We start from the raw sequence: 15,999 nt of genomic DNA, 5'->3' as shown, positions 1-15,999 counted from the left end.
CCCGGAGTACGGCGCCACCTGCGCGATCTTCCCGATCGACGCCGAGACGTTGTCCTACCTGCGGCTCACCGGCCGCAGCGCCGAGCGGATCGCGCGGGCGGGGGCGGCGCCGCTGGTAGCGGTCCGGGTGAGGCCCTTGATCCAGATCATCGCGCCCCGTAGGTGGAGGCCGGCAAGGTAGCTCGCGGGGGTCTTGTCATACCGGGTGGCGATGCCTCGCCAGGCCTTCAGCTTGTTGATCAGGCGCTCGACGGTGTTCCGCTCCTTGTAGAGGTCGGCGTCGTGGCTGACGGGCCGGCCGCCCCGGCTGCCCTTCTTCTTCCGATTGGCGGCCTGGTCCTTCTTCTCCGGGATCACGGCCTTGATCGCGCGCCCGCGCAGGTGGGCGCGGTTGCCGCGGGACGAGTAGGCCTTGTCCCCGGCGACCGCGTTGGGCCGGGTGCGGGGACGGCCGACCGGCCCGCGGACCCGTAATTTCTTGAGCACGGGGATGAACTGCGGGCTGTCGGCGGCCTGCCCCTCGGTCAGCACGAACACCAGCGGTCGGCACTTCCGCTCACCGGCAACATGGATCTTGCTGGTCTGCCCGCCCCTGGAGCGGCCGAGCAGCGCGGCCTTCAACCGGATCTTGCGCCGGCGCCGGATACGTCGCCGTTCTTCCCGTTTCCACGCGCTCGGCCGCTGCCGTGAACGCATGCGGCGGGCCGGGACGATGGCGGACCGCCTCCACGCCTGCCGTTCAAGGGAGTTGGTCGGCAACGGGACAACCGGCGCGGACGCCCGGCCCACCACCGGGTATCCGCGCCGTGCTCGGGGGGGGGTCAGCCGGTGACGGCCACGGTGGTGGTCTGGTCGGGGGCGACGGTGACCGTGGTGTACGTGTAGGTGACGCCGTCGACGGTCTTGGTCCGCGCGGGTTGGGCGGTGCCGTTGACGGTGATGCCGGTGTGGGTGCCGGGGAAGCGGGCTTCCCAGGTGCGGTTGGCGGTGCCGGTGTTGGTGAGGGTGCTGCTGGTCTGGCCGTCCTGGCGCAGGGTCACGGTGCCGTGGCCGACGGGGATGCTCGACACCTGTAGCCAGCCCATCGTGGCGGGCAGTTGGGAGGCGGTGATCACGGTGTTGTCGGCGGCGTCGGGCTGGACGCCGAGCAGGCCCTGGACGGTCTGGCTGAGCAGGGTGAAGGGGAGTTCGGGGTAGTCGCCGTTGAGGAGCCGGTTGGTGGCGTGGACCTGGTTGATGCTGCCGTAGACGCTCTGCATCCACTTCCAGGCGGTGGTGCCGTCGTGGCCCGCGAAGAAGGTGTCGGGCAGGTAGGTGTAGCCCTCTTCGTTGGGGGATCGCTGCGGGCCGGAGTCCGCGCTGTCGATGGCGGAGAGGTAGGAGGTCAGGCGCGGGCCGGGGTCGAGGAGGTTCTTCATCGGCATCAGGACGCTGGTCTCGTAGCCCCAGCCGCCGATCGGGTTGCCGTTGGTGTCGTAGGCGTGGACGACGTCGGCGGGGTTGGTGGGGTTCACGCTCCAGGTGGAGTTGAAGTAGGTCTTCAGCGCGCTGGCGGCCCGGTCGTAAGAGGCGGCCGAGGCCGTGTCGCCCCTGGCGATGGCGAGGGTCGCGGCGCCGAGGTAGGCCTGGTACTGCGAGGCGAGCGCGTCGCCGGCCTCGGCGTAGGTGGCCTGGCTGCTCTCGGCGTAGCTGGCGATGCCGGTGAAGATGTCGTTGCTGGTGGCCTGCGGGATCGGGACGGAGCCGTTGTCGACCGGTCCGGGGTGGGTGGCGATGAAGCTGGACAGGGTGTTCTTGATGTAGCCGGACAGGGTCGGGTCGTTGGCGTAATCGGTGTCGCCGGTCCACTGGTAGGCCTCGGCGGCCTTCTGCACGAGTTCGAAGGGGGCGGGCAGCTCCCGTACGAAGGCGTCCGGGCCGTGGTAGTCGATGCCGCCGTAGGTCTTGGCGTCGAAGTTCATCGACCACACGGGGTAGTTGCCGGTCACGCTGGTGGCGGAGCGCGCGAAGCTGCGCAGCATGGTCTTGTTCTGCGCGTCGAGGCCGAGCAGGTGGGCGCCGACCAGCTGGTGGGCGAAGTCGCGGATGTAGTAGTCGGTGCGGAAGGGGTAGCCGGCCCAGTAGGTGGTGTCGTAGGTGGCGCTGCCGGTGCCGCTGGGGTTGTTCTCGTCGATGTTGACTGTGCCGGTGGCGCCGGGCTGCTGGACCCAGCTGTTGGCCTTGGTCTTGGCCCAGTTGAACATGGCGACCACGGTGGGGTCGGAGGAGCTGATCTGCGGGTCGTTGGGGGCGGAGGGTGCGACGGCGATGTCGTCGATGTTGACCCAGCCGTTCGGCGAGGAGCCGAAGGCCAGGGTGACCTTGTCGCCGGCGGCGACCTTCACTCGTGGGAGCGTGTACTTGGCATACGTGGCCTGGTCGGGCAGGGTCAGCGACTGGGTGGGGGTGCCGTTGACGCTGACCGTCATGGTGGCGCCGGCCGCACCGGTGGCGATCCAGGCGGACAGGTCGAAGGAGCCGGCGGTGAGGGCGGTGACCTGCTGGCTGATGCGGTAGCCGGTGCCGGAGTCCAGGTAGGCGAGCCGGGTGCCGGAGTGCGGGTTGTTGGTGGCAACCCCGGTGTGGGCGCTGAACTTCCAGCCGGCGGTGCCGTTCTCGAAGCCGGGGTTGGCGAAGAGCAGCGGCTCGGTGCGGGTCAGGGTCCAGCTCTGACCGGGGGTGGTGGCGCAACTGTACTGCTGGACTTGCAGGTTGTCCTGGGTCGAGTCGCCGGGGACGGCCAGGCACTGGCGGCTGCTCAGTACGGTCAGGGTCGAGCCTCTCCCGGGATCGGTGGAGATGGTGAACTGCTCGTTGCTCGGGACGGTGCCGCAGTCCTGGGTGACGGCGCGACCGCCGTCGCCGATGACCAGACAGCGCTCGGTGGCGGTGTTGATCAGGACGTAGTGGGCCGGTGAGGTGGTGTTGACCTGGAGCAGCCGCCAGCGCTGGGTGAGCAGCCCCTGGCAGGAGGCCTGGACGACGGGCGTGCCGCCTGCCGCCTGTGCCCACTGGGTGCCCAGGCACTTGCCGTCCAGGGCCGAGCCGATGGTGTAAGTGACGCCGTTGAGCGGGGTGTCGGCGGTTGCCTGTGCCGGGGTGACCGCGGCGAGTTGGAGGGCCAGGACGGCCAGGGCGGGGGGCAGGGCGCGGCCGAGTCGGCGGTTGCTCCCTCGGCGGCGTGCAGCGGGTGCGGGGCCCATGGGGGATCCTCCTGATGCGTCGATGAGCTGGGGTTAGTGCCCGGTGGAGCGCTCTGCCGTGGGGAGGGAGGCCGGCAGTGGTGCGGTGCGGCTACTTCACGCCGCCGTCGGTGAGGCCGGCGAGGATGCGCCGCTGGAAGACCAGCACCAGGACGACCAGCGGGACGGTGACGATCACCCCGGCGGCCATCTGGGTGCCGTAGGGCTGGTCGAAGCCGTAGGCGCCAGTGAAGCGGGAGACGGCGACGGTCGCGGTCTGCATGTCCTTCTCGTTGACCATCGACAGCGCGATGATGAACTCGTTCCAGGCCGCGATGAAGGTGATGATGGCGGTGGTGAAGACGCCGGGTGCGGCGAGCGGGAGGATGACCTTGCGGAACGCCTGGCCACGGGTGCAGCCGTCGACCTGGGCCGCCTGTTCGAGGTCGAGGGGCAGTTGGCGGAAGAACGAGGCGAGGTTCCACACCGCCAGCGGCAGCGCGAAGGAGAGACTGGGGGCGATCATCGCCTGGTAGGTGTTGATCCAGCCGATGTCCGTGAACAGCTGGAGCAGCGGCACGATCAGCGAGATGCCGGGGAACATCGCGGTGGCGATCACGACGGCCGCGGTCACCGCCTTGAAGCGGAAGTCCAGCCGGGCAATCGCGTACGCGGCGAAGGTGCCGACCAGCAGGGTGAGCGCGGTGGTGACGCCGGCCACCAGCAGGCTGTTCAGCAGGGCCCGCAGGAAGCCGACCCCGGGCTGGAAGACGGCCGCGTAGTTGGCGCCGGAGAACGGGCCGGGCAGTGCGGACAGTTGGAACTGGTCGTGGGGTCGGCGCAGCGAAGAGACCAGCATCCAGTAGAACGGCGCCAGGCAGTACACGGCGATCGCCGCCACGGCGCCGTGGCGCGCGAGACGCAGAGCGCCGATCCGCACGCGGCGAGCCGGCGCGGGTGTGGCTCGGGTGGCGTTCATCCCGTCACCGCCTTCCTGGCCGGCCTGCGGCATCGGGAGGCGCGGGCCTCCCCGATGAGGTCGGTGCCGAGCAGCTTGACGAAGACGAAGGCGACCAGGACGACGTAGCCGAACAGGATGGTGGCGATGGCGGCGGCCGGTCCGTAGCGCAGGTTGCCGGCCTCGTTGTAGGCGAGCATCGACAGGGTCTCCACCGAGTACTTCTGGCTGCCGATCAGCACGTACGGCAGGTCGAACATGCGCAGCACGTCCAGGGTGCGGAACAGCACGGCGATCAGCAGGGTCGGGCGGACCAGGGGCAGTGTGATGCTGCGGAACTGCCGCCACGGGCTCGCTCCGTCCATGCGTGCGGCCTCGTAGAGCTGATGGGGGATCAGCTGGAGGCCGGCGAGGACGAGCAGGCCGATGAAGGGGGCGGTCTTCCAGGAGTCGCTGAGGACGACCGCCGCCCGTGCGGCCCAGCCGTCGGCCGTCCAGAGCACCTGGTGGCCGAGAACGGCGTTGGTCACGCCGTTCGCGTCGAAGATCCAGCGCCACAGCAGGGCCGACACGGCGGTCGGCACGGCCCAGGGCACCAGGATGCTGGCCCTCAGCAGCGCCCGGCCGCGCAGCGTGTGGTGCATCACCAGGGCCATGGCGACCCCGATCACGACCTCGATCGTCACCGTGGTGAGGGTGAAGAGCGTGGTGTTCCAGAACGCGGTCCAGAACCGCCCCGCTCCGGAGCCGGTCAGCGCGTCGGTGTAGTTGGCCCAGCCGGCAAACTGCTCGCCCTGGGTGACAAAGCCGTCGGCGTCCAGTCCCTGGCCCTGGCGGTACAGGGACTCGCGCAGCGCGGCCACCAGCGGGAACCCGACGACCAGGCCGAGGACGAGGAAGGTGGGCGAGAGCAGGGCCACCGCCAGGCGGCCTTCGCCCCTGCCTCGGCCACGTGGGACGGCGGCCGTGCGGGGCGCGGGTGCGGCCGGCGGTGGCGCGGTGGGCGGGTGGGCGGTCACGGTCACGGCGGATCTTCCTTGCGGCTTGGGCACGGTGGCGACTGCGCGGGGCGAGGGTTCGAAGAGGGGCCCTACTGCGCGGTGAGCTCTTCGAGCTTCTTCTGCAGGTCGGCCAGGGCCGCGTCGGGCGTCGCCTGGCCGGCGATGACCGGGGCGATGGCGTCCTGGATGGCGCTGGAGACGTCGCCGTAGCGCACGGCGGACGGGCGCGGCACGGCGGTCTGGATGGACTGCTTGAGCTGGGCCAGGTAGGGGAACTTCGCCTGCATCGCCGGGTCGTCGTACAGGTCCGCGCGGGTGGGGGCCTGGGAGGTGGCCAGCAGGTTGGCCCGCTGGGCGTCCTCGCCGGTGAGGTAGGCGATGAAGTCCTTGGCGGTGGCCTTGTGCTTGGCGTACGCGGAGACGGCGAGGTTGGCGCCGCCGAGCGTGGAGGAGCCCGGACCGTTCAGGCCGGGCAGTGGGGCCACGTTGAACTGGCCCGCGACCTTGGAGGAGCCGTCGGTCTTGTTGCCGAGGTCCCACAGGTAGGGCCACTGGCGCAGGAAGACGAGCTGGCCCGCCTGGAAGGAGCGGCGGCCGTCCTCCTCGTGGTAGGTGAGGGCCTCGTGCGGGATCGTGCCGTCCTTGAAGGCGTTCACCAGCCAGCCGAGGGCGGCCTTTGCCTGGGGGGTGCCGACGGTCGGCTTGCCGTCCTTGTCGAAGAGCGTTCCGCCGGCGGACTGGACGGCTTCGGAGAAGTTGACGACCAGGCCCTCGTACTTGTCGAGCTGGCCCGCGTAGCAGTTCACCCCCTTGCCCTCGGGAAGGGCGGCGACCTTGGCGCAGTCGTCCTGCAGCTGCTGCCAGGTGGTCGGCGGCTTGACACCGGCCTTGTCGAGGAGGTCGGAGCGGTAGAAGAGCAGGCCGCCGTTGGACTGCCACGGGGCCGCGTACAGGGTGCCGCGGTACTTGGCGGTCTCCAGGGCGGGGGCCAGGAAGCCGGTCTGGGCGAAGTCGGGCAGCGGGTCGATCCAGCGGTGTGAGGCGAACTCGGCCGTCCAGACCACGTCGAGGGCGAGCACCGTGTAGGCGTCGGACTTGACCTGGGCGTTCTGGACCATCTGCTGCAACTGGGCGTCGGCCGAGGTGGGGAGCTCGTCGATGGTGACCCGCTCGCTCGGATGCGCGGCGTTCCAGGCGTCCACCTGCTTCTGCAGGTTGCCCGAGGTGTCCTTGGCCGTCGCCAGCGTGATCGCTCCACGGTCCGCGCCCTGCGTGCCGGAGCTGCCCGAGCCGTGACTGCCGGTACTGGCGCAGCCCGCCAGCAGGACCGCGCCCACGGCAGCGGCGGCGCAGCGCAGCGGCACGCCCGGTCTGGTCAGGTCTCGGTTCATGGTGCGGCTCCTCACGGACCCGGCCTTGGGCGGCGCGGGTTTGTCATCGGACGGCTGTGGGGGTCTGCCGGGGGAGGGCGGCAGGGAGGAAGGCGGTATGATTTGATCCTTCAAATCGATGAGCGGAGGCTGCCACCCGGCGAGGGTGCGCGTCAATCCCTCGGACGGAAACCCAGTCAGACGCGACGCATCCTCGGCCCGCGACGCCGGCCCGGTAGGAGGACAACATGGACAAGCAGGTCGGGTCGGACGGGAAGCCGCGCGCGCTGCCGACGATCACGGATGTGGCCACCGCGGCCGGGGTGTCGCGCCAGACGGTGTCCAACGTGCTGAACGCTCCCGAGCGGGTGCGCCCGAAGACCCGGGAGCGGGTGAGCCGGGTGATCGACGAGCTCGGATACCGGCCGAACCGGCTGGCCCAGGCGCTGCGCGCCAACGCCTCGGGGATGATCGGCTTCCGGGTCCGTCCGCACGTCCCGGGTGCGCTGGCGGCCACCCTGGACCGCCTGCTGCACACACTCACCGAGGTGGGGCGGGCCACCGGTCACCACGTGCTGTTGTTCAGCGCCGAGGACGAGCGCGCCGAGGTCGAGGCCTGTGCGCAGCTGTACCGGACCGGAGCGGTCGACTGCGTGGTGCTCAGCGAGGTGACCGGCCACGACCATCGGCCCCAGGCCCTGCTCGACCTCGGCGTCCCGTTCGTCTCCTTCGGCCGGACCTTCGAGGGCACGCAGGCCTACTCCTGGGTCGACGTGGACAACGCGCTCGGCACCGAGGCCGCGGTCGACCACCTCGTCGACCGCGGTCACCGGCGGATCGGCTACATCGGCTGGCTGAACGGCGGCCGGATCGCCGACCAGCGCGCCGCGGGCTGGAGTTCGGCCGTCGAACGGCACGGACTGACGGCACAGTGCGGGCAGCTGCGGATCGACGGCGAGGACGGCGTGGCCTCCGGAGCGCAGCTGGCCTTCGCGCTGCTGGGCCGGCCGCAGCCGCCCACCGCCATCATGGCCGCCAGCGACTCGCTGGCGGTGGGGGTCGTGCGGGCCGCGCGGGAGTGGGGGCTGGAGGTCGGCCGGGACCTGGCCGTGATCGGCTACGACGACACCGTGACCGCGGCGGCCCTGGAGCTGTCGAGCGTCAGTCAGCCGCTGGAACGGGTGGGGCAGGAGATCATCGCGGCTGTCCTGGGCCAGGGGTCGGCGCCGGTGGCCCGTCTGCTGGCCCCGCAGCTGGTCGTGCGCTCCTCCAGTGGCAGGCCGGCCCGCGTCCGCCCGTAGCAAGGGGCCGCCCGGCACCTGGCGAGGCGTCCGGCTGGAACCGGCGCGGATGTGTCCCCTGGGGTTGACAGCAGGAGAGCCGAGTTGCTTTCCTCTGGTTGCGACACAGATTTGAAGGATCAAATTTCTAGATCGGGCCCCGCGTGTGCCGGGCCCTGTGCCGTATTCGCGAAGCACGTCCCGTCTGCATCCCGCCGCGCTCCGGACCGGGCTCGTGTGCTTCCCCGTGCTTTCCCGCGCTTCCCCCTGCACCGTCCCGACAGGAGGCCAGCACCACATGACCAGCAACGACGCCCGCCCGTGGTGGCGGGACGCCGTCATCTACCAGGTGTACCCGCGCAGCTTCGCCGACGGCAACGGCGACGGCGTCGGGGACATCGCCGGGATCCGCGCGCACCTGTCCCATCTGGTCAGCCTCGGTGTCGACGCGCTGTGGACCTCGCCCTGGTACGTCTCCCCGATGGCGGACGGCGGCTACGACGTGGCCGACCACCGCGACGTCGACCCGCTCTTCGGCACCCTCCCCGAGGTGGAGGCCCTGATCGAAGAGGCCCATGCGGCAGGCCTGCGGATGATCGTCGACCTGGTCCCCAACCACTGCTCCGACCAGCACCCGTGGTTCCGGGCGGCACTGGCCGTCGGACCGGGATCGCCGGAGCGCGAACGCTTCCACTTCCGGCCGGGCCGGGGCGCCCACGGCGAGCTGCCTCCCAACGACTGGACCTCCTACTTCGGCGGCACCGCCTGGCACCGCGTCACCGAACCGGACGGCAGCGAGGGCGAGTGGTACCTGCACCTGTTCGCCGCTCAGCAGCCCGACCTCAACTGGGAACACCCCGACGTGCGCGCGGACTTCGAGCACACGCTGCGCTTCTGGCTGGACCGCGGCGTCGACGGCTTTCGCATCGACGTCACCGACGCCCTGGTCAAGCAGCCGGGACTGCCCGACCGCGCCGACCACCGGCCCGGCACCCCGCTGCCCTGGGCCGACCAGCCCGGCGTGCACGACATCTACCGCTCCTGGCGCCGGCTGACCGACTCCTACCCCGGGGAGCGGATGTTCGTCGGCGAGATGTGGAACCCCGACCCCGAGCGCTTCGCCCGCTACCTGCGCGCCGACGAACTGCACACCGCCTTCAACTTCCCCTTCCTCAAATGCCCCTGGAACGCGGCCGAGCTTCGGGGAGTGATCGAGCGGACCCTGGCCATGCACACCCGGGTCGGCGCGCCGGCCACCTGGGTCCTGTCCAACCACGACACCACCCGCCACGTCACCCGCTACGGCCGCGCCGACACCGCCTTCGCCTTCGACGGCGGCACCCGCCACGCGACCCCGGTCGACCTGGATTCGGGCACCCGTCGGGCCCGCGCCGCCACCCTGCTCACCCTCGCCCTGCCCGGCAGCGCCTACGTCTACCAGGGTGAGGAACTCGGGCTGTGGGAGGTCGAGGACCTCCCGGCCGAGCTCCGCGAGGACCCCACCCTGCACCAGTCCGGGTACACCGACCCGGGCCGCGACGGCTGCCGGGTGCCGATCCCCTGGAGCGGGGACGCGCCGCCGTTCGCGTTCAGCCCGCCCGACGGCCCCAAAGCCCCCTGGCTGCCCCAACCCGCCCAGTGGAAGGACCACTCGGTGGCCGCCCAGAGCGGCGACCCGGACTCCATGCTGGAGCTCTACCGCACCGCGCTGCGCCTTCGGCGCGCGGAGGAAGGACTCGGCGACGGCCCCATGGCCTGGCTGCCCGGCGATGACGGCGTGCTCGCCTTCACCCGGCCCGGCCGCTTCGCCTGCGTGGTCAACCTGGCCGACGCCCCGGCAGAACTCCCGCCCCATCGGGGTGTCCTGCTCGCCAGCGCTCCGCTGGAGCGCGGGCTGCTCCCGTCCGACACCGCCGTCTGGCTCCGCACCGGCTGACCGCGGCAGGCCCGGAGACCGTCGAAGAACCGGGCGGGCGCACCGCGCGGGTACCGGGACCGGATCGACCGCCGAAGTGCGACGCGCCCGAACACCAGTCGATCAAGCGCACCCTGACTGACCATCGCACAACGTGCTGGTTCGGCACGTTGCCCGGCGACACCGCCACCGATCGAGAGAGACCCCATGACTCCTGCCAACAGGGCGCGCTCCCCGCACCTGCTGCGGCGCTTCGCCGTCGCCGCCCTGACCCTCGGGCTCGCGGTCACCGGCCTGTCTGGTACCACCGCCTCCGCCGACCCCGCGCCGGGGAAGCCCACCTCCGCCACCGACCCGCACCCCGCCGCCGAGGGCTGGACCCAGGTCAACGGCACCTGGGTCCAACTCAACGCCGTCAAGCCGCACTCGATGCCGAACGCCAAGGTCTTCGCCGACCGGAAAGCCGCCACCGCCCCCAAGAGCGGCGCCACCACGCGCAACGACTACAACCTGCAGATGACCTACCGGGGCGGCCAGGACTCCATCGGCGTCACCACCGGCCAGCCCAAGGTCTACCTGGTCTACTGGGGAAAGCAGTGGGGCGCCAAGGGCACCGACCCGGCCAGCGGGAACGTGACGCTCTCCGGTGACCCGGACGGCGCCGCCCCCTACCAACAGGACTTCTTCAAGGGGCTAGGCAGCAGCACCGACACCTGGTCCAAGGTGATGACCCAGTACTGCGAGGGCATCGCGAACGGCACCACCGCGTGCCCGGCCGGGGCCAACCACGTCGGGATGCCGGTCGCCGGCCAGACTCTCGCCGGCGTCTGGCTCGACGACTCCGCCCCCGCCCCGGACGCCGCCACCGAGCCCCAGATCGCGGCCGAGGCCCTCGCCGCCGCCAAGCACTTCGGCAACCTGGACCCGAACCAGAACCGCGACGTCCAGTACGTCATCAACACCCCGCAGGGCACCGACTCCGACAAGTGGCAGGAGCTCGGCTTCTGCGCCTGGCACACCTTCGAGCGCAGCTCGTACGGAACGCTGGCGTACACCCTGATGCCCTACCTGACGGACAACCAGTACTGCGGCACCAACTGGTTCGGCGAGAACACCGCGCGCGGCCGGCTCGACGGCTACGGCATCATCGGCGGCCACGAGTACGCGGAGACGATCACCGACCAGAACCCGTCGGGCGCCTGGACCGACGCCACCGGCCAGGAGAACGCCGACAAGTGCTCCTGGATCCCGATGGGCACCAGCGGCGGCATGTTCAACCTGCGGCTGTCCACCGGCACCTTCCCCGTACAGACCACCTGGTCCAACTACGACCACGCCTGTGTCGGCACCGACCCGCTGTTCACCAACCCGGCACTCCTGCTGACCAAGCCCTGCGACCAGACCGCCCCGCCGGGCCGGCCGGTCGACACCCAGCTCCTCGTCTCCGACACCGCCTCGCGCACCATCAGCTACAGCGCCAAGGGCCTGCAGCCCGGCCTGACCATCAACCCGGCCACCGGCCGCATCACCGGCAGCACCGAAGCCACCGGCTGGAAGAACGTCACCGTCGCGGCCACGGACGACAAGGGCAACAGCCAGAGCCAGAGCTTCTGGTACGGCTTCTTCCCGAACGGCCAGTACGGCTGCCTGCCGATCGAGCAGCTCAACGACCCCGGCTTCGAGAACGCCACCGCCGACCACGGCGTCTGGAACCCCTCCAGCTACAACATCATCACCCCCTCCACCGCCCACCAGCCGCACAGCGGCACCACCTACGCCTGGCTCGGGCAGAACGTCACCAGCGACGACTCCATCACCCAGTGGGTCGAAACGACCCCCGGCTACAGCAAGGAGTTCTTCTCCTTCTGGCTGGACATCACCGGCACCAGCACGGCGAACTTCGCCGCCGACACCCTCTCCCTGCAGCTCTACGACCAGTACAGCGGCAACCAGATCGCCACCGTGAAGACCTGGTCCAACCTGGAGGCCACCAACGGCTACCAGCAGGTGGTTCTCGACCTGACGCCCTACGTGGCAGCGGAGTTCGGCTCCACGGTCGGGATCAGGCTGGCCTCGCACTCCACCACCGGCAAGACTGCCTTCCTGATCGACGACGCCTCGGTCAAGCTCCTGTGACCCCACCTCCTGGACGCTGACACCACCCCAACGGTCGCGGGGCGCCCGCCCCGCGACCGGCACCCGATGCGTCCCCTCAACGCCGACGGTGCCGAGCGGGAGCGCCGACAGCCACCTCGGCGGCCGTGTCCTGACACGTTCCACCCCCCACAGACAGGCGGTCGATGCCGACCGTCCTCTCCACGAGGAACACCCCCACGAAAGGACCCGATCGCGCATGCGCCGACTGGCTTGTGCACTATCCATCGCGCTGGCGGCAGTCAGCACCCCACTCGCCCTACCCGAAGTGGCCACAGCGGCGGCAACGGCAACGACAGGGCCCTACGTGGTCCAGGCCAAGGACATGTCGCTGACCAACTTCACGACCGAGACGGTCAACCACACCGCGTACGGCAACCCGGTCGCCACCGTCACCTATGCCCGGGGCGTCGCCGGACAGACGAGCACCGCCAGCACCACCTTCAACGGCGCAGACGGAGCGTACGACCTGCTCACGCGCTACGACGACATGACTGCGAACGGCGTCACGTACAACATCTTCGTGAACTCCACCCCGGTGGACTCCTGGACGACGTCGCAGCGGTACGGCACCGACTACACCGACCCGAAGAACATCGACACCCACACCTCCAGCAAGGTCACCCTCAAGCCCGGCGACGTCATCCTGCTGACGGCCGTCTCCGTCAGCGAGGTGCCGCGCGTCGACCGGATCACGATCCAGCAGTACGTGGGACCGCCGACCAGCACGCTGACCATCAACTCGCCGAACCAGCTGCTGAACGACGGCTTCAACTGGGGCGAGAACCGGGCCCTGGACCTGACCTTCTACCCCGGAAACCCGATGATGGGCCACGAACCCGAATGGTGGCGGCTCCAGGACCCGACCCACACCACGGTGCAGCCCGGCTACTGGGGTGCCTACACCAACCGCGAGTCCTACTACAACCGGGACATCACCCACCAGTCCGACGGCGCGCACGCCCTCGGCCTGGACACCGACACCTTCGCCATGATGAAGAACTTCGCCGCCGACGCCTCCACCCCGGGCCAGAACGGCTGGCCGCTGTGGGCGCACAGCCCCACCGGCGCCATGTACTACATCGACGGGACCGGCTTCCGCGAACTGCCCTCGCCGTTCAACCTGATGGCCCAGGCGTACAAGCAGTACCAGTGGACGGGCAACACGGACTGGATCAACGACCCGAACCTGGCCGCGTACTACGACTCGACGATGGGCCCGTTCCTGGCCGGCCACGGGGTGACGTGGAACGACGCCAACCCGTCCGCCGAGCAGCCGGTGCCGCAGAAGCAGCAGGGCGAGTACGGGGCGACGTACTTCGAGTTCCCGAACGAGAACCTCACCTCCGCGGCCGACTCCCTCGGCTGGGAGTACCAGTCGATCCTGGCCTACTCCGACATCCTCAAGGCCAAGGGTGACTCGGCCGGCAGCGCGACCTGGGCCGCCCGCGCCCAGCGGGTTCGCGACTCCTTCGAGGCGAACTGGTGGGACGCCTCGAACAACCGGTACTTCCGTGGCAAGGACGCTTCCGGCACGGGCTACAGCAGCTGGGGCCACGAGGCCAGCTACATGATGATGCTCACCGGGCTGGGCGACTACGGCCCCAGGACCAGCAGCTACCTGGACTTCATCGCCGCCAACGACAGCACCCTCAACACCGAGGCGACCTCCTACCTGCCGCAGATGTACTACCAGTACAACCGCTCCTCGCAGGCCTGGAACTGGCTCAAGACGATCATGACCAAGAAGGACAGCTACCCGGAGATGTCGTTCACGACGGTCGGCAACGTCGTCGACGGCATGATGGGTGTGCAGCCGGACGCCCCGCACAACAAGGTCGCCACCGTCTCACGACTGACGTCCGAGACCCCGTGGGTGGAGATCGACCACCTCAAGGTCGGCGGCAGCGACCTGAGCCTCAAGCACATCGGCACCACCGCCTCCACACTGACCAACACCTCCGGCTCCGCCGTCACCTGGGAAGCCCAGTTCTACGGCACCCCCGCCACGATCACCGTGAACGGCACCGCCTACACCCCGCAGACCAAGTCGCTCTACGGCCAAACCGTCTCCTACGTGACCGTCCCGGTGGCCGCCGGCACCTCCGTGACCGCCTCCACCAGCGCCTCGGTCGACAGCACGCCCCCCACCGCGCCGACCAACCTCGCCGCCGGCACCACCACCACCAGCAGCGTCGACCTGAACTGGACCGCGGCAACCGACGACACCGCCGTGACCGGCTACAGCGTCTACCGCGGCAGCACGCTCGTCGGCACCACCACGGGCACGAGCTTCACCGCGACCGGACTGGCGGCCTCGACGCCGTACACCTTCACGGTGAAGGCGTTCGACGCCGCCGGGAACGTCTCAGCGGCCGGCAACACCGTCTCCGTCACCACTGCCACCGCCACCGGCGGAAACGGACCGACGACCAACCTGAGCGATCTCGCCTGGAGCAGTGCCCAGACGGACTCCGGCACGGTGCGCAAGGACACGAGCATCGACGGCAACCCCATCAAGCTCAAGGGCACCACCTACCCCAAGGGCATCGGCACCCACGCCAACAGCACCATCACCTACAACCTCAACGGCGCCTACTCGCGTTTCCAGTCCGACACCGGCATCGACGACGAGATGAACTCCCTCGCCGCCGTCACCTTCGAAGTCTGGGGCGACGGCACCAAGCTCTACTCCAGCCCCACCGTCATGACACCCACCAGCCCGACCCAACCCGTCGACGTCAGCCTAGCCGGCGTCCACACACTGACCCTCAAGGTCACCGCCGCGGGCAACGGCATCACCAACGACCACGCCGACTGGGCCGGCGCCAAACTGCTGTACTGACACCGACTGCCGGGCCGGCGGGAGCCCTCCAGACGCCCGCCGGCCCGGCGACGTTCCGTTGCGGTTTGTTGCCCGAGCCAGAGCCGACGGATGGGGCGAGGTCGGCGGCGGGGCCGGCTAACCCCCCGGTCGGCCGGCACGCCGAGAAAGAGGGCACCACGATGGTGTCACCCTCGACTCCCCGCACGCCTCGCCGACAGCGACCGCGGCTCACACCCCGACGCAGGGCCCAGGCGGCACCACCGCCTCCCCGCTGTCCTAGTACTCCAGCAAGACTTCGACGTTTTGCCTGTTCAGAGGCTGCGCGGTGAAGTGCAAGTCGGCGTCCACCACGCAGCTGAACAGCATCCGCAGTAGGAGGTCTCGCGCGAGCACGGCGTCCGGGGCCGACGGGCGCGTGAGCCACTGCGGCAGCGGTAACCGGCTTGTCGGGGTGATCTCCGGAACGACCGCAGCGACGCGGGCGATCGCCTCCTCGATCAGCGCTTGGTCCTTGTGAGTTCGTGCCTTCACGGAGCCGATGAGCGTCTGCAGGTCCTGGTATCCGGGAAGGCCGCTGGGTGCCCCTGCACGACAGCGGCGAACGGACGCCCGGCATGCGACGCAGCCAGCCAGGCCCCGGCTTCCTTGTGAGGAACACCGACTCTTCGACCGCCGGCCTCGGCGGCGTGCAGGCGGCTGAAGGCGAAGCTCCATGCGGCGAGGGCTCCGGAAATCGAAGTGGACCCCGGTACTGAGCGGCCAGGGCCCCGGAGCGGGGCGCCATGAGGGAGCGTAGGTGGGGCGAGGACGGGGAGAGTCCTCCTGCCAGGGCCGTTCCGGAGGTCGAGGTGGAGGTCCGCGGTGAGATGCCACTGGATGCCGCCGAGTACGCGCGCACCACGGTGCTCGATGTGGCGCGCCATGCGCACGAACCGGTGCTGTTCGTGAGGGTGCGGCTGACGCAGGGGCGGGATCCGGGGGTGCGGCGGTCGGCGGTCGCCGGGGCCAGCGTGGATGTGAACGGGCGGCTCGCGCGGGCCCGGGTGGCGGCCGAGACGATGTACGAGGCGATCGATCTGCTGAGGACCGGCTGGACTACCGGCTGGCCCGGTTGGAGCACTGGAGGTTGTGGCCCGGCCCGATGACGGTGGACCCGTACGAGCGGCGGCGGCTGGGCAGACCTAGTACTGCAACCGCACTTGATCATGGTTGACTTGGCGAGTGGTTGATCTTGGGGTGGGGCAGGTCGAGGAGTGGAAGGCGGCGCTGGCGG

10 protein-coding genes and 2 pseudogenes are annotated in these 15,999 nt (G+C 70.1%); 6 read left to right on the top strand and 6 right to left on the bottom strand.

Annotated features, from left to right (window positions below):
• Window positions 1-94: pseudogene (locus ACWC9T_RS36970) on the top strand (aconitase family protein); the annotation flags it as partial.
• 23 nt (window positions 95-117) lie between these two features.
• On the opposite strand, the pseudogene ACWC9T_RS36965 reads toward ACWC9T_RS36970, so the two are convergent.
• The 5 genes and pseudogenes from ACWC9T_RS36965 to ACWC9T_RS36945 all read right to left on the bottom strand — a co-directional run.
• A pseudogene (locus ACWC9T_RS36965) lies at window positions 118-657 on the bottom strand (IS5 family transposase); the annotation flags it as partial.
• Between the two features lie 164 nt (window positions 658-821).
• Entirely contained in the window at window positions 822-3,242 is a 2,421-nt protein-coding gene (locus ACWC9T_RS36960) for an RICIN domain-containing protein (RefSeq protein WP_449825427.1), read from the bottom strand.
• A 91-nt stretch (window positions 3,243-3,333) separates the two neighbouring features.
• Window positions 3,334-4,200, bottom strand: a complete 867-nt coding sequence (locus ACWC9T_RS36955) for a carbohydrate ABC transporter permease (protein ID WP_449825426.1) — start codon at window positions 4,198-4,200, stop codon at window positions 3,334-3,336.
• The gene (locus ACWC9T_RS36950; protein ID WP_449825425.1) at window positions 4,197-5,204 is read right to left on the bottom strand and encodes a carbohydrate ABC transporter permease; all 1,008 of its coding nucleotides are present in this window, start codon (window positions 5,202-5,204) and stop codon (window positions 4,197-4,199) included. The genes ACWC9T_RS36955 and ACWC9T_RS36950 overlap by 4 nt, the downstream gene beginning before the upstream one ends.
• Before the next feature lie 65 nt (window positions 5,205-5,269).
• Window positions 5,270-6,571, bottom strand: a complete 1,302-nt coding sequence (locus ACWC9T_RS36945) for an ABC transporter substrate-binding protein (RefSeq protein ID WP_449825424.1) — start codon at window positions 6,569-6,571, stop codon at window positions 5,270-5,272.
• 227 nt (window positions 6,572-6,798) lie between these two features.
• Between ACWC9T_RS36945 and ACWC9T_RS36940 the strand changes: the two genes are divergently transcribed.
• The 4 genes from ACWC9T_RS36940 to ACWC9T_RS36925 all read left to right on the top strand — a co-directional run bounded on the left by ACWC9T_RS36940 (window position 6,799) and on the right by ACWC9T_RS36925 (window position 14,744).
• A complete protein-coding gene (locus ACWC9T_RS36940; RefSeq protein ID WP_449825423.1) occupies window positions 6,799-7,851 on the top strand; it encodes a LacI family DNA-binding transcriptional regulator in 1,053 nt (350 codons plus the stop codon).
• Window positions 7,852-8,128: 277 nt separating this feature from the next.
• Window positions 8,129-9,766: a glycoside hydrolase family 13 protein gene (locus ACWC9T_RS36935; protein WP_449825422.1), complete on the top strand. Its 1,638-nt coding sequence runs from the start codon at window positions 8,129-8,131 to the stop codon at window positions 9,764-9,766.
• A 186-nt stretch (window positions 9,767-9,952) separates the two neighbouring features.
• Window positions 9,953-11,881 (top strand): Ig domain-containing protein, encoded by a 1,929-nt coding sequence (locus ACWC9T_RS36930; RefSeq protein WP_449825421.1) that lies wholly within the window; start codon window positions 9,953-9,955, stop codon window positions 11,879-11,881.
• A 325-nt stretch (window positions 11,882-12,206) separates the two neighbouring features.
• A complete protein-coding gene (locus tag ACWC9T_RS36925; RefSeq protein WP_449825420.1) occupies window positions 12,207-14,744 on the top strand; it encodes an NPCBM/NEW2 domain-containing protein in 2,538 nt (845 codons plus the stop codon).
• A gap of 258 nt (window positions 14,745-15,002) precedes the next feature.
• Here the strand turns inward: ACWC9T_RS36925 and ACWC9T_RS36920 are convergent, their stop codons facing one another.
• Window positions 15,003-15,257, bottom strand: coding sequence for a hypothetical protein (locus tag ACWC9T_RS36920; RefSeq protein ID WP_449825419.1), 255 nt, complete (start codon window positions 15,255-15,257; stop codon window positions 15,003-15,005).
• A 251-nt stretch (window positions 15,258-15,508) separates the two neighbouring features.
• Here ACWC9T_RS36920 and ACWC9T_RS36915 point away from each other — a divergent pair, with 251 nt between their 5' ends.
• Window positions 15,509-15,871 (top strand): hypothetical protein, encoded by a 363-nt coding sequence (locus ACWC9T_RS36915; protein ID WP_449825418.1) that lies wholly within the window; start codon window positions 15,509-15,511, stop codon window positions 15,869-15,871.
• Window positions 15,872-15,999 lie beyond the last annotated feature (128 nt).

It is taken from the genome of Kitasatospora sp. NPDC001159 (assembly GCF_053598235.1).
This window is presented reverse-complemented; position numbering and strand designations above follow the sequence as displayed.

What these genes read in the sequence shown, in the direction of transcription:
- ACWC9T_RS36940 (WP_449825423.1), top strand. Translation starts at nt 6,799, where the DNA reads ATGGACAAGCAGGTCGGGTCGGACGGGAAGCCGCGCGCGCTGCCGACG.
- ACWC9T_RS36930 (WP_449825421.1), top strand. Translation starts at nt 9,953, where the DNA reads ATGACTCCTGCCAACAGGGCGCGCTCCCCGCACCTGCTGCGGCGCTTC.
- ACWC9T_RS36915 (WP_449825418.1), top strand. Translation starts at nt 15,509, where the DNA reads ATGAGGGAGCGTAGGTGGGGCGAGGACGGGGAGAGTCCTCCTGCCAGG.
- ACWC9T_RS36935 (WP_449825422.1), top strand. Translation starts at nt 8,129, where the DNA reads ATGACCAGCAACGACGCCCGCCCGTGGTGGCGGGACGCCGTCATCTAC.
- ACWC9T_RS36945 (WP_449825424.1), bottom strand. Translation starts at nt 6,571, where the DNA reads ATGAACCGAGACCTGACCAGACCGGGCGTGCCGCTGCGCTGCGCCGCC.
- ACWC9T_RS36955 (WP_449825426.1), bottom strand. Translation starts at nt 4,200, where the DNA reads ATGAACGCCACCCGAGCCACACCCGCGCCGGCTCGCCGCGTGCGGATC.
- ACWC9T_RS36960 (WP_449825427.1), bottom strand. Translation starts at nt 3,242, where the DNA reads ATGGGCCCCGCACCCGCTGCACGCCGCCGAGGGAGCAACCGCCGACTC.